The sequence below is a fragment of the Kribbella soli genome (assembly GCF_004331345.1).
Classification (GTDB): Bacteria; Actinomycetota; Actinomycetes; order Propionibacteriales; family Kribbellaceae; genus Kribbella; species Kribbella soli.
Genome location: NZ_SJJZ01000001.1, coordinates 1,980,236 through 2,001,784 on the forward strand (window position 1 = coordinate 1,980,236; position 21,549 = coordinate 2,001,784).

Sequence of the window (21,549 nt, forward strand, 5' to 3'; positions counted from 1 at the left end):
CTCAGGGATGCTGAAGTCGTTCGTTGATGACGGCCAGTACGCCGTCCAGGTGCTCGCGGGTGAGCAGTTCGGCCAGGTCCGCGTCGCCGGACCGGACCGCGTCGTAGATCGCGCGGTGCTCGTCCAGGTCCGCCTGCCGGTCACCGTGGATGTGCAGGATCTCCAGCTGCTCCCGGACGTTCACGACCGTGACCGACTCGACCACCTCGGCGAGCGTCGCGTTCCCGGACGCCTGGGCCAGTGAGCGGTGGAAGTCCATGTTCACTTCGGCCAGTTGCGCATGGTCGCCGGAAGCGATCAGCTCGGCCGCAGCGTCCAGGTCCTTGGCCATCTGCTCCAGCGCGACCTCTGCACGCGTCTGTGCCGCCAGTGCGGCAACGGGCGGCTCGATGAGGGCACGTGCCTGCAGAAGCTCCACCAACCGGTCCGGACTCGGTGCCAGCGCGAGGGGGTTGGCTAGAACCAGCCGGCCGACGTTCGGACCGACGTACACACCGGAACCGTGCCGGAGCTCGACAGCTCCGGTTGCCTCCAGTCGGCGCAGCGCCTCCCGGACAGTGGGTACGGCGACCTTGAACCGCTCCGCCAGCGACCGCACGGCCTCGAACTGATCACCCGGCGCCAGCTTCCGCTCCGCAATCAGGGCGAGCATCGACGTCGCCAGATCGTCCAGCAGACTCCGCCGTACGACGCCTCCCGTGGCGCTCACTTGGCCGCCGCCAGCGTGACCGAGACGAACCGCGGTCGGTAGATGCTCACGTCGCCGTACAGCTCGTCGCTGACCAGGCTGTTGACGTTGTAGCTCACCAGCAGCGAGGTACCGCGGCGCAGGTCCGGGTGGTCGTGGGAGTTGTACGTGATGATGTTCCCGCCCGTCTCGGGTGTCTGGTACAGCTCCACCGGCTTCACCCACGGACCTGTCGGCGAGCAGGAGAAGTACCCGAGGACGCGCTTGCTGAACAGCTCGTTGGTGTCGTGCGTGACCAGGAGGTAGCCGTCGCTCCAGCGGGTCACACTGTGCTCGTTGGCGACACCCTGGAGCACACGAGCGGAGGCGGTCTCGTCACTGGACCAGCCCGAGCCGGTCCAGTACTCCCACGACTTCGTGGTCAGGTCGTCGCCACGAACCCGTGCCACGTGCTGGTACTTCGCTGCGCCCAGGTCCTCGACGCCGTAGACGTACGTGTACCCGCGGTCGCGCAGCAGCCAGCCGGACCACTGCACGTTCGCACCCGACGGAATGGGAGTGAGGCTCTTCAGCTTGAACGTGGTGCTGTCGAACCGAGCCAGGTAGTTGCTGGCCCAGCGCCAGTCCCACTGGCCCGTCCCGGTCTTCTCGAAGCGCAGCGCGACCACGTCGAGGTCACGGCCGGCGTGGCTGGTCTGCGCTGCCCCGAACCAGTACCAGCCGTTGGACGGCGGCGGAACGAGAGCCGTCGGGTTGGTCGCCGTACCGCCGGTGACCGTCTTCAGCTTCGTGCCCTGCTGGATCACGAACGAGTTGTTGATGAACGGCGTCGTGGTCGGACGAGAGCCGTCCGGGTTCACCGGGCCGAGGAACGTGTCCGAGAAGACCCACGCCGTACGTCCGCCGGGGAGCGGCACGGAGTAGGTGCTGTCCGCACCCGTCCAGCCCTTCCCGGTGTCGCTGTAGGCGTTGAGCAACCCCTCGGGCGCGGCATGTGGAGTCGCCTGAGCGGTCCAGTCCGTCTGGACGGCAGCACAGGTGGAAGCGGCCGCAGGGACCGCGGGCACGCTCAGGCCCGCAGCCGTCAGGGACAACGCGAGAAGTACCCCAATGCGTCGTGACATGAAAATGATCAGATCACTTGGTCATTTTCGCTGTCAAGAGTCAGGGACGGATCAGGGCGCGTACGGACAGTGGTGTTACCCGTCGGATGGGAGGATCGAGGGCATGAAGAACTTGATCATCAGGTTGCTGGTCAACGCGGTCGCGCTGGCGGCGGCGAGCTGGCTCGTCTCCGGAATCACCCTGCAGGGCGCGACCACCGGCAAGCGCGTGCTGACGCTGCTGGTCGTGGCCGCGATCTTCGGTGTCGTGAACGCGATCGTGAAGCCCGTGGTGAAGCTGCTGTCGTTCCCGCTGCTGATCCTCACCCTGGGTCTGCTGACCTTCGTGATCAACGCGGCGATGCTGCTGCTGACGTCCTGGATCACCGGCAAGCTCGACGTCCAGTTCCACGTCGACGGCTTCTGGTCCGCGCTCTTCGGCGCCCTGATCATCAGCGTCGTCGGCATGATCCTGAACGCCGTCCTCCCGGAGAAGGCCGAAGTCCATTAGGGCATGGCTGCCGATGCCCTCAGTGCACGTCGAGATCGTCTGCACGGGGAACATCTGCCGGTCGCCGATGGGCGAGGTGGTGCTGCGCGCCAAGCTCGCCGAGGCCGGCCTCGACGACGTCGAGGTGACCAGCTCGGGCACCGGCGGCTGGCACGTCGGCGACCGGATGGACCCGCGCGCCGCGGCCGCACTGCGACGGCGCGGGTACGACGGCAGCGCACATCGGGCCCGTCGGTTCGAGCGCGCCTGGGACCGGGACCTCATCCTCGCGATGGACTCGGGGCACCTCGCGGAACTGAGCGGTACCGAGGCGCAGTTGTTCGCGCGCGACGACGTACCCGATCCGTACTACGGCGCGGACGAAGGCTTCGACGACGTCCTCGCACAGATCGAGAAGGCGGCCGACCAGTGGGTCGACCGCCTCCGAGATCAGGCCTGACCGATCTCCGACTTCAGCGTCACGAACCAGTCGGCGGCCGGGTCGAACTCCTTGCCGCCGGCGATCCGCGGGAACTCGATCGCGCGCAGCTCGTCGCCGCGGTCCTCGTCGTGGCCGACGACGCCGGACTCACCGCGCAGCGCCGCGTCGACCGCGTAGTCGGTGCACTCCTTGATCAGCGCGAGGTCGCGGTCGTTGGCCGCGGCCGAGCGGCTGAAGTACCCGCTCTTCTGCACCATCGTCTTCTCCGCACCGATCCGCTCGGCGAACTGCTTCGCGAACCAGGCCCCCGGGTTGATGGTGTCCAGCTTGACGTGCCCGAACGGGTCCCGGCCGACCTCCTCGCCGCGGGCCTCCATCTCGGCCACGATCGACGGTACGCCGGCACCCTCGGACAGAAAGATGTTGACGCAGTCCTCCTCGTCCATGACCTTCCGCAGCCGCTCCGCCTCGGCGTCCAGGTCGATCGTTGCCTCCGGCACGTACACGGCGTGCACCGACCAGCCGGCCTTGTCCAGGCCGATCCCCGGGTTCCACTCCTGCTCGTCGACCCACTGCTGGTACGCCTGAGCCGTTGCCGCGGTCAACCAGCCACAGTTCCGCCCCATGACCTCGTGGACGATCAGCATCCGCGGGTTCGAGGTGTGCTCGGCGATGATGTTGCGGGCGAACAGCGCGCCCTGCTCGGCGGCGGTCCACGCGCCCAGGCTCTGCCGGATCGGAATCACGTCGTTGTCGATGGTCTTCGGCAGGCCGACCACGGTCAGGTCGTAGTCGTGCTCGTGCAGGTACGCCGCGAGGTCGGCGGCGGTGGTGTTGGTGTCGTCACCGCCGATGGTGTGCAGTACGTCGACACCGTCCGCGACGAGCCGCTCGGCCGCGACCTGGAGGGCGTTCTGCCCGTCCTGGATCAGGCCGCGCTTGACCAGGTCGGCGGTGTTGGTCAGCTTCACCCGGCTGTTGCCGATCGGGCTGCCGCCGAACTTGTGCAGCACGGACGCCTGCTCCCGCACCTCCGGCGTCACGGTCAGGAACCGGCCGCTGAGCAGGCCGTGGTACCCGTTCAGGTAGGCGATGATCTCCACGTCGGGCGCCACGTCGGTGTAGCGCTCGATCAGCCCGCCGACGGCGGACGACAGGCAGGGCGCGAGCCCGCCGGCGGTGAGCAGGGCAACTCTGCGGACAGACTTGTCGGCAGCCATGAGCCAGGGTCCTTCCCGGAGACGAAATCGCCACCAGACTAGTGATGCAGACCACTCTCAGCGGTGGTTGGGGTTCATCCTGCGGACAGCGGCACACTGCGGGGCGGCACCGGGGTGGAGACGACGAACGAACTGGTGGTCTGGCCGTGCACCAGGAACTTGTCCAGCACGTCCTCCAGGGCGGCGATCTCGGCGACCTGGACGCGCATCAGGAAGCAGTCCTCGCCGGAGATCCGGTGGCACTCGACGACCTCCGGCGTACGGCCGGCCAGCTCGATGATCTTCGGGATCTGGTTGGGGCCGGGGCGCAGCCGCACCCAGGCGGCGACCGGACGGCCGAGTGCGGCCGGGTCGATGTCGATGCGGTACCCACGGATCACGCCGGACTCCTCCAGCCGCGCGACCCGCTCGCGCACCGTCGGCGTCGACACACCCAGCCGGCGGGCGAGCTCGGTGGTCCGTAACCGGGGATCGGCGCTCAACGCGTCCAGGATTCGAGTATTGAGGTCATCCAGCACAGGACTTCTCGTTTCGGTAAGCAAAACCGCCTCCTAGGCTCCGATCCGCCATGGATCCTCGCAGAACTCATTCCTACTCTAGTGAGAGTGACAACCCTTACAGAAGCTCCGACGCGAGCCAATCGTCTCGCGGCCGGCGCGGCCGCCGTCACGGTCGTCCTGTGGGCCTCGTCGTTCGTCGCCATCCGGCACCTCGGCACCGACATCTCTGCCGGCGCCCTGTCGCTGGCCCGGCTCGGGCTGGGCAGCATCTTCCTCGGCGCCCTCCTGCTGAAGCGGCCACGGCCCGCCGTGCGTCGATGGCCCACACAGCGCGACTGGCTGCCGCTGATCGCATGTGGCGTGCTCTGGTTCGGCGTCTACAACCTGGCGCTCAACGAGGCCGAGCGGCGGCTCGACGCCGGGACGGCGGCCATGCTCGTGCACATCGCCCCGCTGCTGATCGCCGTACTCGCCGGGGTCGGTCTCGGTGAGGGCTTCCCGCGGCAGCTGGTGATCGGCGGCCTGGTCGCGTTCGCCGGCATCGTCGTGATCGGTACGTCGACCTCGAGCGGCCGCGCCGAGACGTGGGGCGTCGTGCTCTGCGTCGTCGCCGCGATCTCGTACGCCGTCGGCGTGGTCACCCAGAAGCCGCTCCTGAGCCGACTGCCTGCCGCTGAGGTCACCTGGCTCGCCTGCACGATCGGAGCGGTCGTGTGCCTGCCGTTCGCACCCACTCTGGTCGACGAGGTCCGCTCCGCCGATGCGGCGACCATCTGGTGGATCGTCTACCTGGCTGCGTTCCCGACCGCGCTCGGCTTCACCACGTGGGCTTTTGCGCTCCGTCGTACGAGTGCCGGCCGGATGGGGGTCACCGTGTATGCGGTGCCGGTTGTCGCGATCGTGCTGGGCTGGCTGCTGCTCGGTGAGGCTCCGACCGTACTGGCGTTGGCCGGTGGGGCGCTGTGCCTGGCCGGGGTCGCTATCTCGAGGAGGACTGCATGAAGTTCGGTGTGTTCGTTCCGCAGGGCTGGCGGATGGATCTGGTGGAGCTGGCGGACCCGGTCGAGCAGTGGGAGGCCATGACCGCTGTAGCCAAGGCAGCCGACGCAGGTCCGTGGGACTCGATCTGGCTCTTCGACCACTTCCACACCGTCCCAGAGCCCGCCCGCGAGACTGTCTTCGAGATGTGGACGACTACGGCCGCCCTGGCGCGTGACACGTCGCGGGTGAACCTGGGTCAGCTGGTCGGCTGCAACGGGTACCGCAACCCGGCCCTGTTCGCCAAGATGGCCGCCACCGTCGACGTCGCCAGCCACGGCCGTATGTACGCCGGTATCGGTGCCGGCTGGTCGGAACACGAGTGGAAGGCGTACGGCTACCCGTGGACGAGCCAGAAGGAGCGGATGGGCTCGTTCGTCGAGTCGGTCGAGCTGCTGCACCGGCTGTGGACCGAGGACGACGTGGTGTTCCAGGGGCAGTACCACTCGGTCGACAAGCCGTACGTCGTCCCGCGGCGCAAACCCAAGCTCTGGATCGGTGGCGGGGGTGAACGCGTCACCCTGCGACTAGTTGCAAAGTACGGCGACGCCTGCAACTTCGGCACCGGCCGCGTCGACGTCATCGAGCAGAAGCTGGCGATCCTCCGGAAGCACTGCGAGGAGGTCGGCCGCGACTACGACGAGATCATCAAGTCGACCAGTCTGAACGTCTTCCCGATCGAGGCCGGCGCAGACCCGGTGGCCGCGACGGCCAAGGCGCGTGGACGGTACAGCCTGGAGGAGTTCTTGCAGATCGGCTCCGGCGGGACATCCCACGTGCTGGCAGACCTGGTCACGACGAAGCAGCTCAGCGAGCACGTGGAGCAGTTGGCCCAAGCGGGCATCGACTACGTGATCTCGTACATCCCTGGTGTCGCCTACGACCACGAGCCACTGCACCGGTTCGCGGAGGACGTCGTACCCCAGTTCAGCTGAGGCTGAGCGAGCGCAGGTGCTGGTGGATGCCGTCGTACGCCGTCACCTGCGGGAGTAGGCGCTTCGGGATCTTGGTGACCACGCTGTAGTTGGCGTCGACCACGTTCGCGAGCGGGACCTCGCTGACCTGGCTGAGCAGCTGGTACGCGTCCAGCTTGTCCAGTCCGTACAGGTCACCGAGCCAGCGCACCATGTCGACCTGGCCGGCCCGCCACGCGTCCTCGAGCGGCCTGCTCGACCCGACCACGGCCAGGTACTCGTCGTTCTCCAGCCGCGGCCAGACCGGCCCGGGCGTCTTGAGCAGGTCGACGATCAGTACGACGTTCATCGCGCCCTCGACCGCGGTACCGCAGGACTCGCCCTCGCCCTGTCGGTAGTGACCGTCGCCGACCGAGAACAGTGCCCCCTCGACGTTGACGTTCAGGTAGCAGGTGGTCCCTGCCCGCATCTCCGGCGTGTCCATGTTGCCGCCGAACGTGTCCGGCACCAGCGCCGAGCGGACCTCGCCGCCGGCCGGCGCCACCCCGACCGTGCCGAGCATCGGCTCCAGCGGCAGTGCGATCTCCAGGTCGCTCCCCTGCGCCTGGAACCCGACCGTCTGGCGAGCGCTGTCCACCTCGTAGATCCAGGTCCGCTCCGGCAGCGGGTCCTGCAGCGTCGCGGTCCGGTCGGTGCTGGTCAGGCCGCCGAAGAACGGGATGGTCGCCGACGCGCCCCAGCTCCGGGCCGGGGTCAGCTCGACGAAGTGCAGGACCAGCGTGTCGCCCGGCTCGGCGCCCTCGACGTAGAACGGTCCGGTCTGCGGGTTGACGAACGGCATCGTCAGCGAGGCGCTCGCGAGGTCCGCCGTACTGCGCAGGCTCCCGGCGAACGCGTCCTCGGTCCACAGGCGGAGCGCGGTACCGGGCTTCACCCGGCGTACCGGAGGCACCCCGCCGAAGGTCCAGGCGAAGTCGGCGGGCTCGGGCGTGAATTCCAGGACGTCCACGTCAGGCAACTTAAGGTGTCCAGGAGGTGTTGTGCGAGCGATCAGCGGGTTCTCAGGCGATTCTCACAGAAGCGACCTAGGCTCGGTGACGGAACTTCGAGCGAAGCGGGGCTGACGATGCGGGTACTGGTGGTGGACGACGACCGGGCGGTCCGGGACTCGTTGCGCCGTTCGCTGGAGTTCAACGACTTCGAGGTGGTGACGGCGTCCGACGGCGCCGAGGCGCTCGCGGTGATCGGCAACGTCGAGCCGGACGTCGTGGTGATGGACGTGATGATGCCGCGGCTGGACGGACTGGAGACCACCAAGGCCTTGCGGGCCGCGGGCAACAATGTGCCGATCCTGGTGCTGACCGCGCGGGACGCGGTCGCAGACCGGGTGGACGGCCTGGACGCCGGCGGCGACGACTACCTGACCAAGCCCTTCGCGCTGGAGGAGCTGCTGGCCCGGCTGCGCGCGCTGCTGCGCCGCAGCAGCACCCCCGGCGAGGGCGGCCAGCGCGGCGAGGTGCTGCAGTACGCCGACCTCGTGGTCGACGTCGACGCGCACGAGGTGCACCGCGGTGATGTGGCGATCCAGCTCACCCGGACCGAGTTCTCGCTGCTCGAGCTGCTGATCCGCAACCCGCGCCGGGTGCTGGAGCGCGCGGTCATCCTGGACGCGGTCTGGGGCTACGACTTCCCCACCACCGCGAACTCGCTCGAGGTCTACGTCGGCTATCTGCGCCGTAAGACCGAGGTCAACGGTCTGCCTCGCCTGATCCACACCGTCCGCGGCATCGGGTACGTCTTGAGGGACACGCCGCCGTGAGTGAGCAACACCCCGAGCAGTTCCCCTCGTACGCCGACCGTCCGCAGCAACCGCAGCAGCAGCCGACGCACTCCGGGCGGTCCGTTGCCAGTAGCAACGGCAATCGGGTTGCGGCGACCGCTGCCCGGACCCAGACCTGGTGGAAAGAGACGCTCCACAAGCTCACGCTGCACGCCCGCGTGACACTGCTCGCGGCGGTCGCGGTCGGTCTCGCGGTGGCGATCGTCAGCGTCGCGGCGTACATCACGGTGCGCCAGCAGATGTACCAGAACCTGGACGACAGCCTGATCCAGCGAGCCGGCCAGGCCGCGCAGAAGGGCGTCCTGACCAACCTCGACAACCTGCAGAAGGCCTCCGCCGACGCGTTCGGCCTCAGCGACATCCGCGTCGGAGTGCTGAGCGCGACCGGCGACAAGTACGCGCCGGTGAACAGTCCGCTGCCGCCGATGGGCGACGACGAGCTCCAGATCGCCCAGAACCAAGGCGACCAGGCCAGCCTGCGAACAGTCGGCGTACGCAACGGGGGCTCGCATTTCCGCGTGGTCGCCGTACCCGCTCGTTTCTGCCCGGTTCGCGAGCCCTGCAACTACGACGACGGTCTGTACCAGCCCGGCGCGCTGGTTGTGGCGCAGTCGTTGGGGCCGATCGATCAGACCCTGCACAACCTGGGGATCGTGCTGTGGGCGTTCGGGCTGATCGGCGTGATCGGCGCGGCGCTCGCGGGTAACGCCGTCGCGCGGTCCGGTCTGCGGCCGTTGGCACGGCTGACCGGAGCGGCCGAGCACGTCGCGCGGACCGAGGACCTGAAGCCGATCCCGGTGACCGGGACCGACGAGATCTCCCGGCTGGCGATGGCGTTCAACGCGATGCTCGGCGCGCTCGCTCAGTCCCGCGACCGGCAGCGCCGGCTCGTCGGCGACGCGGGCCACGAGCTGCGTACGCCGCTCACCAGCGTCCGCACGAACCTCGATCTCCTCGCTCAGGCGGACAAACGCGGCGGTCTCCGGCCCGAGGACAGGCAGCAACTGCTGGACGACGTACGCGCTCAGATGGACGAGCTGACGCAGCTGATCGGCGACCTGACCGAGCTGGCCCGCGACACCCCGCAGGTGCGGAACGCGGAGCTGATCGAGCTGTCCAACGTCGTCGAGGACGCCGTCATCAAGGTACGGCGACGCGCGCCCGGGCTGGAGTGGCACGTTCAGCTCACGCCGTTCCCGGTCTGGGGTGACGAGCGGCTGCTCGGACGTGCCGTCACGAACCTGCTCGACAACGCGGCGAAGTACAGCGTTCCTGAAGGTACGGAGCAGCGCAGCGACGGACAGCCGGTCGGGCACGTGACGGTCCGGCTGCTGGACGGCGTACTGACTGTGACCGACTCAGGGCCTGGGATCGCCGAAGCGGACCTGCCGCATGTGTTCGACCGCTTCTACCGCTCCAGTGAGGCCCGCGGCCGTCCTGGATCGGGTCTGGGCCTGGCGATCGTCAAGCACGCAGCGGAGCAGCACGGCGGCATGATCTACGCCCGCAACGTGCCCGGAGCCGGCGCGCAGTTCACACTCTGGCTACCGCACGCGGCGACGCAGACCCGGTAGGACACTGCAGCCCGCGGACGACGTTCGGGGGCTCGAGTCCTCGAGTCAGCCTTCCTCGTCCGATGCGCTGAGCTCGGCGTTGATCCGCATCGCCTCGGCCAGCTGATCTTCCAAGATGATGATCCGGCAGGCGGCTTCCAGTGACGTCCCGTTGTCGACCAGCTCGCGAGCGCGGGCGGCCAGTCGGAGCTGGTAGCGGGAATAGCGGCGATGTCCGCCGTCGGAGCGCTGCGGGGTAATCAGCTTCGCCTCGTCCAGGCTGCGCAGGAATCCAGGCGTGGCGCCGAGGAGCTCGGCGGCCCGTCCCATCGTGTAGGCGGGGAAATCCTCGTCGTCCAGGTTGGTCGCTGGTGTTTCAGGGTCTTCTGACATCATCTGCTCCGCTGGCTGGCCTGGGGTCATCGCACCTCCGTGTCGAGGGCCCCGGTGCCGAAGCACCGGGGCCCTGGGTTTGGATTGTCACCATCTACTGACCCTCGAGTCAGTTCTACTTCCGCGGTCCGCCTCGAAGGCCGGACGTCGCTGGGATCGCACAATGCGTAACCGAGAACCACCTTCCAATCACGATGGGACTGCGGTACCCGCCCGGCGAAACACAGCCACGGCGGGCGATCCTGATGATGTAATCCACTCCTCTTCTTCAGTGTTCCGACTTCTTGTCGCACCGGCCGATTACTGCGCCTTACCACTTCACTCTTGCTGGTACTGCGAACTACAGGTACTGCACTACGAACTCGTCGGCCGGGTTCTGCTGATCCTGCATGTACTGCTGAGCGGTCGTTGGCCGCCCACGTCAGCTTCTCTTGTTCTCTCTTGGCAACACCAGAGACTCTATCCAGTCGATGGGTGAATGTCTACTCTCGCCAACGCAGTATTTTGTCAGCGGCGAGTCAAGAGTCTTGCCGGCAGCGCTCCCCTTCAGAGGATCTTCATGGAGTTCTTCGGTCACTCCGAGGGGATCTTCAGGGCCCTCTCAGGTCCGGCCGACAAAGTACTTGCCATGACCGAGAACCAGCCGCAGCAGCCGCAGAACCAGCCCGGCCAGAACGCACAGGGACCGCAGGGGCCGGAGCGGACGCAGCAACTGCCGATGTACGGGCAGCATCAGCAGCAGCAGCACGCGCCGCAAGGTGGGCAGCCGCGGCTGGACTCGGGGCCGCAAGGGCAGCGGCCGGGACAGTACCCCGCGGGTGGGAGTGCTTATCCGCAGTTCGGGGCGCCGGGGACGCATCAGGGGACGTCTCCGGGCCCGAACTGGCCCGTCGGACCGCAGCCGGCCACGGCCACCGCGGTGAAGCCGAAGCGCCGCGGAGGGCTGGCCGCAGTGGCGCTCACCGCGCTGCTGGTCGGTGCCGCGAGCGGCGTCGGCGGCGCGGCCGTCTACTCGGCAACCAGCGACCACACCGCCAACACCCCCTCGGTGACCTCCCCGCTGAACGGCAACCAGGCGGCGCCCGTGTCGGCGCCGGACGGCTCGGTGCAGAGCGCCGCCTCGAAGGTGCTGCCGAGCGTGGTGAAGATCGCGGTCGCGACCTCGCAGGGCGAGGCGACCGGATCCGGCATCGTGATCAGCAAGGACGGCCTGATCGTCACCAACAACCACGTGGTCGCCGGCGCCGGGCAGGGCGCGAAGCTCTCCGTGATGCTGAACGACGGCCGCACCGTATCCGCGACGGTCAAGGGCACCGACCCGCTGACGGACCTCGCGGTGATCCACGCCGACGCGACCGACCTGACCCCGGCGACCCTCGGCCAGAGCGGCAAGCTCGCGGTCGGGCAGGGCGTGGTGGCGATCGGCTCGCCGTTCGGCCTGGAGGCGACCGTGACCAGCGGCATCGTCTCGGCGCTGAACCGCCCGGTGACGTCGGGCGACGAGCAGCAGGACAGTACGACGGTCTTCCCAGCAGTCCAGACGGACGCCGCGATCAATCCGGGGAACTCCGGCGGCGCCCTCATCGACCTCGCCGGCCAGGTGGTCGGTATCAACAGCGCGATCAAAACCGCCGGCGGATCGGGACAATCCGAAGGCGGGAACATCGGCCTGGGGTTCGCGATCCCGATCGACCAGGCCAAGCCGATCATCGACGAGCTGGTGGCCAAGGGCAAGGCCACTCATGCGCGGCTCGGTGTGACGGTCGGCGACGCGCAGTCCTCCGACGGGCTCACGAACGGAGCACGCCTCGGCGAGGTTACGTCCGGCGGTGCGGCGGACAAGGCCGGTCTGCAGTCAGGTGACGTAGTCACCGCTGTGGACGGTAAGGCGATCGCGTCAGGGGACGCGTTGGTCGCCGCGGTCCGTTCGCACCGCCCGGACGATCAGGTGACGCTCACCGTCACCCGCAACGGCAAGCCCCAGTCCATCAAGGCCACTCTCGGCTCCGACAACGGGAACCCGACCGGCTGACCGGACGTCTCACCAGTAGACCGGACTGCGCCGCCCACCGAGCGGCGCAGTCCGTTTTTTAATGCGCTGCGGCGCTCGGGTGGATTGGCTACCGTCCGGCTATGACACTTTCGCGGGAGAGGCCGCCGCTGGTTGCGGATGAGCGGACGCAGCTGGTGGGCTGGCTCGACCTGCAGCGGGCACTGGTGCGGTGGAAGCTGGAAGGACTGGCCGAAGCCGACGAGTACCGAGTCGCGCTGCCGGACTCCCCGTTGATGACACCGGCCGGGCTGGTGTCACACATGCGGTGGACCGAGCACTGCTGGTTCAACGTGCTGTTCCTGGGCGAGTCGTACGCGGACAACCCGCAGTTCCAGGAGGAGCCCGAGGACGCCGACATGCTGGTGACCGGCGTACCGCTGGCGCAGCTGCTGGACGAGTTCGAGGCGCAGTGCGCGCAGTCGAACGAGATCGTCGCCGCGCACTCGCTCGACGACGTCGGGAAGCATCCGGACTTCACGTCGGCCCAGGCGACGCTGCGGTGGATGCTGATCCACATGGTCGAGGAGACCGCGCGCCACGTCGGGCATCTCGACGCGATGCGTGAGCTGCTGGACGGCTACAAGGGGTATTACTAGAGCCTGTGGAGATTCATCGGGCGGATGATCGGTTCCGGACCGCGAGCGAGTGGCTGGAGTCGCGGCACTCGTTCTCGTTCGGGCCGCATTACGACCCGGCGAACGTCGGGTTCGGTTTCCTGCTCGCGCACAACGACGAGACAGTTGCCCCTGGCACCGGGTTCGGCACGCATCCGCACCAGGACCTGGAGATCGTCACCTGGGTACTGCGCGGCGCACTGGCTCACCGTGACTCGCAGGGGAACAGCGGCGAGGTGCACCCGGGACTCGCCCAACGGATGACCGCCGGCTCCGGCATCCAGCACTCGGAGTGGAACGACGGCCCGGATCCGGTGCACTACGTCCAGATGTGGGTCCGGCCCGATCGCCTCGACCTTCCACCGTCGTACGAGCAGACCGAGCTCGACCTCACCACCGGCGAACTCGTCCCGGTGGCGTCCGGCCTCGCCAAGCACGCGGCGTCCACCGCCATCCACCTCAACCAGCCTTCCGCCGGTATGTCGGTGGCCCGTTTGGCCCCGGGCGGCACGATCACACTGCCCGCGGCGGCGTACCTGCATCTCTTCGTCGCGACGGGTACGGCGGCCCTCGAGGGCGCGGGCGAGCTCGGTACCGCAGACGCCGTACGGCTGAACGGCTCCGACGGCGAACGCCTCACCGCCGGCCCGGACGGCGCCGAGCTGCTGGTCTGGGAGATGTACTAGTCGGTCTGTTCGCTCATCGTCCAGACGTGGCGCAGCGACTGGCCGGCCACACCCTCCGGGTTCTCGGCGAAACCCTCGACGAACTGGCTCATGTGTTGCTGCCAGCGCTGGTCGATCGGGTCGGTCCGCAGGTACGCGACCGCGGCCTCGAAGTCGTCGGTCACCACCAGATGGAAGAGGTCACGGCCGCTGCGCCAGATCGACCAGTCGCTGATCCCGGCGGTGTTCATCGCGGTGATCAGCTCCGGCCAGACGCGAGCGTGCTCGATCTCGTAGGCCTCTTCGGTACCGGGAATCAGGCGGCTGTGCAGAGCAAGGCGGGTCACAAAGGAGCAGAATACGCCCGGCGGCGCGACTCTGGAACGCGGTTCCAGAATCCGGGTCCGCCGATTCGCGCAGCGTCTCGCTCCCGATTCATCCACCCTCTGGCGCCAACTCCCGAGCGGGTACGCGCGTCGTACTTGGGTGGGTTGAGTAGTTTCGCCCTCGTGGTGTGGTGGCCACACGCCGAAGACTGTGCCCGGTGTCCATCCGTCGTCGTGCGAGAGTTGGGATTGTGAAGCGAACCACTGCGATCGTCTGCCTGAGTAGTCTGCTGATCACCGCTGGTTGTTCTGACAGCAAGTCCGGCGGCGGCGGTAAGTCCGGGAGCGACGAGCAGCAGGCGTCCGGGGCGGTCATCAAGCAGTTCGCCGACGCCTGGGTGAAGGCCTGGGCGCCGAACGGGAAGCCGGACGCCGCCGGGGCGCTCACCGACAACCCGACGGTCTTCGCCAAGCGGCTCGACGACGTCGACAGCGCGCTGGTCGCGAGCACCGTGACGGTCACCCCGCAGGGCGAACCGAAGTGCACCGACGGCAGCTGCACCCAGGACCTGGCCGTCGAGGCGCAGTTGCGCGGCATCGGCGCGATGAAATGGACCAGTACGGCGACCGCGGCGAAGACCGGCGACGCCTGGAAGGTCAAAGCCGCGGGCGACACGATCTACCCCGGCCTCGGCGACAGCAACTACCTCAAGCGGGTCCGTGCGCTGCCGGCCCGGGCCTCGATCCTGGACCGCAACGGCGTCGCCCTGACCGCGAACCGGCCGGTCGTGATCGTCGGCGTCGCCGCGGGCACCAAGGCCACGGCAGCGACGTACGCCGCGTTCACGAAGTACCTCGACGTCGACGGCGCGAAGCTCGCCGTGCGGGCGAAGGCCGCCCCGGCCGGGCAGTTCGTGGACGCGATCACGATCCGGGCCGAGGAGTGGGAGGCACTCCGGCCGACGATGAGCAAGCTGCCCGGGGTGCTGACGATGGGCGGCACGCAGTCGCTGCCGCCGACCTCGACTTTCGCCCGGTCACTCCTCGGCACCATGAAGACGGCGACCGACGAGACGCTGAAGAACGCCGGCCCGACCGCGTCGGCGCAGGACCAGGTCGGCACGACCGGCCTGCAGTACGCGTTCCAGCAGCAGCTCGCCGGTACGCCGGGCGGCACGGTCGCGCTGCGGGACGGCAAGACCAAGCTGACGGTCAAGAACGTCTTCAGCCAGAAGGGCGTCGCCGGCAAGCCGGTGAAGACCACTCTGGACACGAACATGCAGAAGGCCGCCGAGGCCGCGCTGGCGACCAGCAAGCTGCCGGCGTCGCTGGTCGCCGTCCAGGCGTCGACCGGTCAGATCCTCGCCGCGGCGAACGGGCCGCAGGTGGCCAGCTACAACCGCGCCTTCCAGGGCCGGTACGCACCGGGCTCGACCTTCAAGATCGTCACCTCGGCGGCGCTCCTGGGGAGTGGGCTGACCGCCGCGACGCCGCTGCCGTGCACGGACACCATCAACGTGTTCGGCAAGACGTTCAAGAACTACGACGCGCTGGCGGCGTACGGCAACGGCACGATGCAGCAGGCGTTCAACCAGTCCTGCAACACCGCGTTCATCTCGCAGCACGCGCGGCTGCCGAAGGACGGGATGACGAAGGCCGCGGCGATGTTCGGGATCGGACGGGACCTGAACCTGTCGATCTCGGCGTACGGCGGCCAGGTGCCGGCGCCGAAGGACGACGTCGAAGAGGCCGCGTCGATGATCGGCCAGGGAACGGTCACCGCGAGCCCGCTGGCGATCGCGCTGGTCGCGGCGACGGTCGACCACGGTACGGCGATGAAGCCGGTGCTCGTACCGGGCAAGGACGCCGCCGGTGCGGCCGCCTCCCCGTTGCCCGCGGCAACTGTCGCGGCGCTGCGGACGTTCATGCGCACCACGGTCACCGGCGGAACCGCGAAGGTGCTCGCCGGCAACGGGGCGGTCGCTGCCAAGACAGGTACCGCCGAGGTCGTCGCGAACGGCAAGGTGACCACCAACGCCTGGATGGCCGGCTACCGCGGTGACGTGGCGTTCGCGGTCATCGTGGAAGGCGGCGAGTCCGGCTCGCACACCGCCGGCCCGCTCCTGAAGAGCTTCCTCAGCAGCTTCAAATGAGGACTTCCTGAGAGTTCGCTGAAAGCGCGCCGTGGCGGGGAAATCGTCACTTAGGGTTGCCGGATGGAGAGCTTGGTTTGCCCGAAGTGCCGCGGCGCGATGCGGACGTACGAGCGCAGTGGGATCACCGTCGACCAGTGCGGTGACTGCCGCGGGATCTTCCTCGACCGGGGCGAGCTGGAGCGGCTCGTCGACGCCGAGGCGCGGTTCAACGCCCCGCAGCAGTCGCAGCCATCGCAGCAGCAGCCTCGGTACGAGGAGAAGCGGTACGAGGAGAAGAAGCGGTACGACGACGACCGGCGCTATGACAACGACCGGCGCGACGACGACCGGCGGTACGGGAACCAGTACCCGCACAAGAAGAAAAAGAAGTCGTTCCTCGAAGATCTCTTCGACTAACGGGCTCTTCGACTAACGGGCGATGATCGTGCCCTGGGCGATCGCGCACAGGGTCGACGTACCTGCGTCGTCGAGCGTCGTGAGCTCACAGGTGCACGTCGCCTGCCGCCTGCTCGCATACGCCACCTTCGCCTCGGCCCGGAGCATCGTGCCCTGGGCCGGGCGGAGGTAACTGATCGTGAAGCCACCGGTCAGCACGTCCGGGCCGAGCGCCGTACCGCCGGCGAACGTGAGGGCGTTGTCGGCCGCGTAGCTGAGTACGCCGCCGTGCAGGAAACCGTTCTGCTGCTGGAGATCCGGCCGGATGTCGAGCTCGAGCGTCGCGCCGCCATCGCCGAACGCCGTCACCCGAGCCCCGAGCAGCGCGCTGAACGGCTGCGCGGCCAACAGCTTCTGAGCCACCTCTAACGTCAGATCCGCCACCTGCGCACGATAGCCGATCCGGCCTCCGTCGAGTCGTGGGTTTGGGCGGTCAAATGCAGCCTCGATCCACGACTCGCGGTTTCGAGGGGCAACCAACCGCCACGACTCGGCGTGCCGCCGCACAGGAGGGGATATCCGTCTCTGTGTGTTGGCGTGTGGGACAGAAGAGCGGGATATCGTCAGCCTCGTGACCACGCCGCCGGTGCTGCTGCGCCCGATCACTGACAACGAGTATCCGAGCTGGATGGAGCGCGCTGCCGCATCGTTCGCGGCCGGCGTCGGACCTGCCCGCGGGCTGACCGAGGACGAGGCGCTCGCACTCGCGTACGAGCAGACCGAGAATCTCCTGCCCGAGGGCCCGGCCACCGATCAGCAACTGATCTGGATCGCGGTCGGGGACGACGGCGCGGTCGGCAGCCTGTGGATCAGCACCAAGTCGAAGGTGCCGTTCATCTACGGCATCGAGGTCGACCATGCCCATCGCGGCAAAGGCTACGGCCGGGCGATCATGCTGGCCGCCGAGGAGGAGTGCCGTCGCCTCGGCCACACCCAGCTGGACCTGAACGTCTTCGGCGACAACACCACCGCGATCGCCCTGTACGACGCACTCGGCTACACCGTCATCTCGCAGCAGATGCGCAAGGACCTCTGAAACCGAGTGGACGACGCTTTCCGTCCCGGCATACCGTGGTCGGTGGCAGCCGCACGTCGGAAGGACCCACAGGGAGCGATGTCGACACGTCGTCGAGATAAGGGTTGATATCCGTTCAACCCCCGCGGTCGGACCGGACCGCGTAGCCGGGACGGACCACAGCGTCCGCCTGGCCGATCTCACTTGGCGTGAGCGGCCTGCGCTCTGCGCGTTTGCGCGTGGACGCTGCCCGGTCCTGACACTCTCTCGAAAGCGGTGCTTTCACGTGACGCCTGTTCACGACCTGCCGCCGGTCATCGCGGCACACGATCTGACCAAGACCTACACCTTCCACCAGCAGCGCGCCGGCCTCGGTGGCGCGATGAAGGGCCTGGTACGACGCAAGTACGAGACCCGGCTCGCTGTCGATCGCATCTCGTTCTCCATCAACCGCGGCGAGGTCGTCGGACTGCTCGGCCCGAACGGCGCCGGCAAGACGACCACGCTGAAGATGCTGTCCGGCCTGCTGTACACCACCTCCGGCGACCTGCAGGTGCTCGACCACACGCCGTCGGACCGCAAGCACGACTACCTGCGCCGGATCGCGCTCGTCATGGGTCAGAAGACCATGCTGTGGTGGGACGTGCCGGCGATGGAAAGTCTCCTGCTGCACAAGGACATGTACGGCCTGTCCACTGCGGAGTTCGACCGGAACGTCGCCGAACTCGCCGAGCTGCTCGAGGTCGAGCACCTGCTGAACGTGCAGGTCCGCAAGACCTCGCTCGGTGAACGTATGAAGCTCGAACTGATGGCCGCGCTCGTCCATGGCCCGGAAATCCTGTTCCTGGACGAGCCGACGATCGGCCTGGACGTGGTCGCGAAGGCGCGGGTCCGCTCGTTCCTCGCCGACGTCAATCGTTTGCGCGGTACGACGATCCTGATCACCAGCCACGACATGGACGACATCGAGGCGCTCTGCTCGCGGGTGATGATCATCGACCACGGCCGCCTGCAGTTCGACGGCGGTCTCGATGATCTCGTCCGTACGGCGCAACCACGCAAGCTCGTGCGCGCGACGTACGCGACACCGGTCGAGGCCGACCGGCTGACCGGGCTGGAGGGCGTGAGCGCGGTCGAGGTGACCGGACCGACGGTGAAGCTCGAGGCGGATCGGGAGCGCGCCGGATCCGTGATGGAGCAGCTGACCCGGCTCGGGCCACTGGTCGACCTCGACGTCGCGGACGCCGACATCGAGGACATCATGCGCGACCTGTTCCTGCGCCGCAGCACGCTCGGGGACGCCTCGTGAACGCATTCGTCCGCAACCTCCGCGTCGTACGGCGGATGACGGCGGCCGATATCGCGCAGCAGTCCGTGTACCGCGGCGCGTGGATCATCTTCATGCTGGCGAACATCTGCATGCCGATCATCTCGCTGCTGATCTGGCGGACGGCGCTGGCGAGCGGCGCCCAGTTGCCGGTCGACGAGCGGTACGTCACGACGTACTTCGTGCTGCTCGGGTTCGTGACGATGGCGACGTCGTCCTGGATGGCCGGGTTCCTCGCCCAGGACATCCGGATGGGGAAGCTGTCCAGCTGGATGATCCGGCCGGCGTCGTTGCTGGCCGGATTCGTCGCGAACAACCTGTCGGAGAAGTTCCTCAAGCTGTTCGCGCTCGTGCCGATGATCGGCGTCGTGTGGTGGATCTTCCGCGACTCGATGAACATCCCGGCCGGCCCGGGGCGCTGGGCGCTGTTCGCGGTCAGCATCGTGCTCGGCGCGATGCTGGTGTTCACGATCGACATCCTGATCGCGTCGTTGGCGTTCTGGATGGACGACGTGAGTGCGCTGGTGCAGGCCCGCGTGATCATCGCGAGTGTGCTGTCCGGTGCCGTCGTACCGCTGGCGCTGATGCCGGAGTGGTCGCGGGGGTTCGTCGACCACCAGCCGTTCCGGTACACGGTGTCGTTCCCGGTCGAGATCGTCGCGGGTCAGCTGACCGGGAGCGAACTCCTTGCAGGGCTGGGATTCCAGCTCGGGTACGTCGTGGTGTTCGCGGCGATCGCCCGACTTGTCTGGGCCGCGGGGATCCGCGCGTACTCGGCGGTGGGCGCATGAGCACGCTGGATCGGACCTGGTGGCACAAGCAGTGGCGGCATGCGCGGTTGTGGCGGCGGTTCTTCGCCCAGGCGGTGGTTCGGGAAACTCATTTCCGTGCGCATTTCCTGACCACGCTGCTCGTCGGGCTGGTACAGCTCGGGCTGGGGATCGTGCCGACGTTGCTGCTGTTCGGGTTCACGGCTGAAGTGCACGGCTGGTCGCGGGCGGAGGTGATCGCGCTGGTCGGTGTGTTCCAGATCGTCACCGGGCTGATGGCGACGTTCGTCGCGCCGAACCTGAACCGGATGACGACGTACCTGACCGAAGGTGAGCTGGACGGCGTCCTGCTGCGGCCGGTGTCGAGCCAGTTCTACCTGACGCTGCGGTGGATCAACGTCGCGGAGCTCACGAACGTCGCCAGCGGCATCGCCGTCCTGGTGATCGGGCTGGTGCAGGCCGATCTCAGCCCCGGACCGGGGCAGGTCGTGCAGGCCGTCGTACTCGTCGGCACTGGACTGGTACTGCTCACCGCGGTGTGGTCAGCGATGTCGTTCCTCGCGTTCTGGCTGCAGTCGGTGAACCCGATCGGGTTCGTGTTCCTGAACCTGATGGAGGCCGGGCGGTATCCGCTGGTGTTCTTCCCGGTCGCGGTGCGGACGTTCCTGACGTTCGCGTTCCCGGTGGCATTCGCGACGACGTTCCCGGTGCGGGCGCTGGCCGGCGATCTCGGCTGGGGAACCGTGGCGCTCGGGGTCGGGCTCGCGGTGGTGGCGATGCTGCTGGTCCGCTTGGTGTGGCGGCGCGGGCTCCTGACGTACTCCAGTGCATCCAGCTGATGTGGTTACCTGTGAGCTATGAGCTGGTGGCTCCTGCACGCGGACATGGATCAGTTCATCGCGGCCGTCGAGATCCGGCGGCGGCCTGAGCTTCGTGGACTGCCTGTTGTGGTGGGTGGGTCCGGCGACCCGACCCAACCACGGCAGGTGGTCGCCACCGCGTCCTACGAGGCACGGGAGTACGGCGTGCATTCCGGGATGCCGGTGCGGGCGGCGTACAAGAAGTGCCCGGACGCCGTTTTCCTCCCGACGGACCCTGCCGCGTACGACGCGGCGTCGGCCGAGGTGATGGACACGCTGCGGTCCTTCCCGGTCGTCGTCGAGGTCTGGGGCTGGGACGAGTGCTTCGTCGGCGCCGAGACCGACGACCCGGAAGGGCTGGCGGCTCAGTTGCGGGCCGCCGTCGTGGAGCGGACCGGGCTGACCTGCTGCGTCGGCATCGGCGACAACAAGACCCGCGCCAAACTCGCGACCGGGTTCGCCAAGCACGAACGCTCGCACGCCGAACCCTTCGAGGGTGCCGGCCCCGCCACCGGGATCTACCGCCTCACCGCGGCCAACTGGCGCGAGGTGATGGACCACCGCCCGGTCCGCGACCTCTGGGGCATCGGCCCCCGGATGGAACGCAACCTCAACGAGCTCGCCGTCACCACCGTCGCCGAACTGGCCGCCGCCGACCTGGACGTGCTGAAGAAACGCTTCGGCCCGAAAATGGGCACCTGGTACGCCGCCTTGGGCCGCGGCCTCGGCGACACCGAGGTCACCGACGTACCCCGCGAACCCGTCTCCCGCAGCCACGAGGAAACCTTCCCCGAGGACCTCGCCGACCGCGCGGGCGTAGAACGCGAACTCCGCCGCATCGCCCTCGAGGTCACCCGCGAGGTCGTGGCCGAGGGCCGCACCATCCAACGCGTCTCGGTGAAGGTCCGCTTCATCAACTTCTACACCCCCATCAAAAGCCGCAAACTCAAGTCCCCCACCCAGGACCCCGAGGTCATCGCCACCACAGCCCTGGCCATCCTCGAAAAGTTCGACCTCAACCGCCCCATCCGCCTCCTCGGCGTCCGCGTCGAATTCGTCCCAATCAACGTCTGACCGACCCGCTATATAACTTTATTCGGAGAAGGTTATGTAAGGCTCTTGCGATGAATGTGGGGCTGGGTTGCGC

Annotated in this window: 24 protein-coding genes; 16 read left to right on the forward strand and 8 right to left on the reverse strand. The window is 68.0% G+C overall.

The genetic code is table 11. The annotated features are described in order from the left end of the window. Nucleotide 1 precedes the first annotated feature (1 nt). Together E0H45_RS09865 and E0H45_RS09870 are read right to left on the reverse strand one after the other, a co-directional pair. Nucleotides 2-709 carry a FadR/GntR family transcriptional regulator gene (locus E0H45_RS09865; protein ID WP_202872240.1) on the reverse strand — a complete coding sequence of 236 codons (708 nt, stop codon included), beginning with the start codon at nucleotides 707-709 and terminating at the stop codon, nucleotides 2-4. Further along, nucleotides 706-1,812: a DUF4185 domain-containing protein gene (locus E0H45_RS09870; protein WP_131336306.1), complete on the reverse strand. Its 1,107-nt coding sequence runs from the start codon at nucleotides 1,810-1,812 to the stop codon at nucleotides 706-708. The genes E0H45_RS09865 and E0H45_RS09870 overlap by 4 nt, the downstream gene beginning before the upstream one ends. 103 nt (nucleotides 1,813-1,915) lie before the next feature. Between E0H45_RS09870 and E0H45_RS09875 the strand changes: the two genes are divergently transcribed. Next, the gene (locus E0H45_RS09875) at nucleotides 1,916-2,302 is read left to right on the forward strand and encodes a phage holin family protein (RefSeq protein ID WP_131336308.1); all 387 of its coding nucleotides are present in this window, start codon (nucleotides 1,916-1,918) and stop codon (nucleotides 2,300-2,302) included. Nucleotides 2,303-2,315: 13 nt separating this feature from the next. Beyond that, on the forward strand, nucleotides 2,316-2,741 hold the full coding sequence (locus E0H45_RS09880; RefSeq protein WP_131336310.1) for a low molecular weight protein-tyrosine-phosphatase: 426 nt from the start codon (nucleotides 2,316-2,318) through the stop codon (nucleotides 2,739-2,741). Here the strand turns inward: E0H45_RS09880 and E0H45_RS09885 are convergent. Together E0H45_RS09885 and E0H45_RS09890 are read right to left on the reverse strand one after the other, a co-directional pair. Then, nucleotides 2,732-3,943, reverse strand: a complete 1,212-nt coding sequence (locus tag E0H45_RS09885) for a pyrophosphate--fructose-6-phosphate 1-phosphotransferase (protein ID WP_131336312.1) — start codon at nucleotides 3,941-3,943, stop codon at nucleotides 2,732-2,734. The genes E0H45_RS09880 and E0H45_RS09885 overlap by 10 nt on opposite strands. A gap of 74 nt (nucleotides 3,944-4,017) precedes the next feature. Next, nucleotides 4,018-4,461, reverse strand: coding sequence for an Lrp/AsnC family transcriptional regulator (locus tag E0H45_RS09890; RefSeq protein ID WP_131336314.1), 444 nt, complete (start codon nucleotides 4,459-4,461; stop codon nucleotides 4,018-4,020). Nucleotides 4,462-4,548: 87 nt separating this feature from the next. Here E0H45_RS09890 and E0H45_RS09895 point away from each other — a divergent pair, with 87 nt between their 5' ends. Both E0H45_RS09895 and E0H45_RS09900 read left to right on the forward strand, forming a co-directional pair. After that, on the forward strand, nucleotides 4,549-5,445 hold the full coding sequence (locus tag E0H45_RS09895) for a DMT family transporter (protein WP_131336316.1): 897 nt from the start codon (nucleotides 4,549-4,551) through the stop codon (nucleotides 5,443-5,445). Continuing rightward, the gene (locus tag E0H45_RS09900; RefSeq protein ID WP_131336318.1) at nucleotides 5,442-6,416 is read left to right on the forward strand and encodes a TIGR03560 family F420-dependent LLM class oxidoreductase; all 975 of its coding nucleotides are present in this window, start codon (nucleotides 5,442-5,444) and stop codon (nucleotides 6,414-6,416) included. The genes E0H45_RS09895 and E0H45_RS09900 overlap by 4 nt, the downstream gene beginning before the upstream one ends. On the opposite strand, the gene E0H45_RS09905 is transcribed toward E0H45_RS09900, so the two are convergent. Then, on the reverse strand, nucleotides 6,409-7,404 hold the full coding sequence (locus tag E0H45_RS09905) for an acetamidase/formamidase family protein (RefSeq protein WP_131336320.1): 996 nt from the start codon (nucleotides 7,402-7,404) through the stop codon (nucleotides 6,409-6,411). The two genes, E0H45_RS09900 and E0H45_RS09905, sit on opposite strands and share 8 nt — an antisense overlap. Nucleotides 7,405-7,521: 117 nt before the next feature. On the opposite strand from E0H45_RS09905, the gene E0H45_RS09910 reads away from it, so the two are divergent. Both E0H45_RS09910 and E0H45_RS09915 read left to right on the forward strand, forming a co-directional pair. Next, entirely contained in the window at nucleotides 7,522-8,214 is a 693-nt protein-coding gene (locus E0H45_RS09910; RefSeq protein ID WP_130388186.1) for a response regulator transcription factor, read from the forward strand. Further along, nucleotides 8,211-9,809 carry a sensor histidine kinase gene (locus E0H45_RS09915; protein WP_238154881.1) on the forward strand — a complete coding sequence of 533 codons (1,599 nt, stop codon included), beginning with the start codon at nucleotides 8,211-8,213 and terminating at the stop codon, nucleotides 9,807-9,809. Before E0H45_RS09910 ends, E0H45_RS09915 begins: the two co-directional genes overlap by 4 nt. A 45-nt stretch (nucleotides 9,810-9,854) precedes the next feature. On the opposite strand, the gene E0H45_RS09920 is transcribed toward E0H45_RS09915, so the two are convergent. Continuing rightward, nucleotides 9,855-10,184: a MerR family transcriptional regulator gene (locus tag E0H45_RS09920; protein ID WP_202872242.1), complete on the reverse strand. Its 330-nt coding sequence runs from the start codon at nucleotides 10,182-10,184 to the stop codon at nucleotides 9,855-9,857. 625 nt (nucleotides 10,185-10,809) lie between these two features. Here E0H45_RS09920 and E0H45_RS09925 point away from each other — a divergent pair. From E0H45_RS09925 to E0H45_RS09935, 3 genes are all read left to right on the forward strand, one after another. Beyond that, complete coding sequence (locus E0H45_RS09925; RefSeq protein ID WP_131336322.1) at nucleotides 10,810-12,213, forward strand: S1C family serine protease; 1,404 nt, start codon at nucleotides 10,810-10,812, stop codon at nucleotides 12,211-12,213. 101 nt (nucleotides 12,214-12,314) lie between these two features. After that, nucleotides 12,315-12,830 (forward strand): DinB family protein, encoded by a 516-nt coding sequence (locus tag E0H45_RS09930; protein WP_131336324.1) that lies wholly within the window; start codon nucleotides 12,315-12,317, stop codon nucleotides 12,828-12,830. A gap of 5 nt (nucleotides 12,831-12,835) precedes the next feature. Next, nucleotides 12,836-13,534 (forward strand): pirin family protein, encoded by a 699-nt coding sequence (locus tag E0H45_RS09935; protein ID WP_131336326.1) that lies wholly within the window; start codon nucleotides 12,836-12,838, stop codon nucleotides 13,532-13,534. Here the strand turns inward: E0H45_RS09935 and E0H45_RS09940 are convergent. Next, complete coding sequence (locus tag E0H45_RS09940; RefSeq protein ID WP_131336328.1) at nucleotides 13,531-13,860, reverse strand: L-rhamnose mutarotase; 330 nt, start codon at nucleotides 13,858-13,860, stop codon at nucleotides 13,531-13,533. The two genes, E0H45_RS09935 and E0H45_RS09940, sit on opposite strands and share 4 nt — an antisense overlap. A gap of 230 nt (nucleotides 13,861-14,090) precedes the next feature. Between E0H45_RS09940 and E0H45_RS09945 the strand changes: the two genes are divergently transcribed. Beyond that, nucleotides 14,091-15,992, forward strand: a complete 1,902-nt coding sequence (locus E0H45_RS09945) for a penicillin-binding transpeptidase domain-containing protein (RefSeq protein ID WP_131336330.1) — start codon at nucleotides 14,091-14,093, stop codon at nucleotides 15,990-15,992. A gap of 63 nt (nucleotides 15,993-16,055) precedes the next feature. Further along, nucleotides 16,056-16,391, forward strand: a complete 336-nt coding sequence (locus E0H45_RS09950; RefSeq protein WP_131336332.1) for a TFIIB-type zinc ribbon-containing protein — start codon at nucleotides 16,056-16,058, stop codon at nucleotides 16,389-16,391. A gap of 12 nt (nucleotides 16,392-16,403) precedes the next feature. Here E0H45_RS09950 and E0H45_RS09955 read toward each other — a convergent pair whose 3' ends face one another. Then, nucleotides 16,404-16,814 carry a PaaI family thioesterase gene (locus E0H45_RS09955; protein WP_131336334.1) on the reverse strand — a complete coding sequence of 137 codons (411 nt, stop codon included), beginning with the start codon at nucleotides 16,812-16,814 and terminating at the stop codon, nucleotides 16,404-16,406. A gap of 187 nt (nucleotides 16,815-17,001) precedes the next feature. Between E0H45_RS09955 and E0H45_RS09960 the strand changes: the two genes are divergently transcribed. The 5 genes from E0H45_RS09960 to E0H45_RS09980 all read left to right on the forward strand — a co-directional run bounded on the left by E0H45_RS09960 (nucleotide 17,002) and on the right by E0H45_RS09980 (nucleotide 21,476). Then, complete coding sequence (locus E0H45_RS09960; protein ID WP_238154882.1) at nucleotides 17,002-17,466, forward strand: GNAT family N-acetyltransferase; 465 nt, start codon at nucleotides 17,002-17,004, stop codon at nucleotides 17,464-17,466. A gap of 265 nt (nucleotides 17,467-17,731) precedes the next feature. Next, nucleotides 17,732-18,754, forward strand: a complete 1,023-nt coding sequence (locus E0H45_RS09965) for an ABC transporter ATP-binding protein (RefSeq protein WP_131336336.1) — start codon at nucleotides 17,732-17,734, stop codon at nucleotides 18,752-18,754. Beyond that, the gene (locus E0H45_RS09970) at nucleotides 18,751-19,563 is read left to right on the forward strand and encodes an ABC transporter permease (RefSeq protein ID WP_131336338.1); all 813 of its coding nucleotides are present in this window, start codon (nucleotides 18,751-18,753) and stop codon (nucleotides 19,561-19,563) included. The genes E0H45_RS09965 and E0H45_RS09970 overlap by 4 nt, the downstream gene beginning before the upstream one ends. Next, nucleotides 19,560-20,381, forward strand: coding sequence for an ABC transporter permease (locus E0H45_RS09975; RefSeq protein ID WP_131336340.1), 822 nt, complete (start codon nucleotides 19,560-19,562; stop codon nucleotides 20,379-20,381). The genes E0H45_RS09970 and E0H45_RS09975 overlap by 4 nt, the downstream gene beginning before the upstream one ends. 18 nt (nucleotides 20,382-20,399) lie before the next feature. After that, the gene (locus E0H45_RS09980; protein ID WP_131336342.1) at nucleotides 20,400-21,476 is read left to right on the forward strand and encodes a DNA polymerase IV; all 1,077 of its coding nucleotides are present in this window, start codon (nucleotides 20,400-20,402) and stop codon (nucleotides 21,474-21,476) included. Nucleotides 21,477-21,549 lie beyond the last annotated feature (73 nt).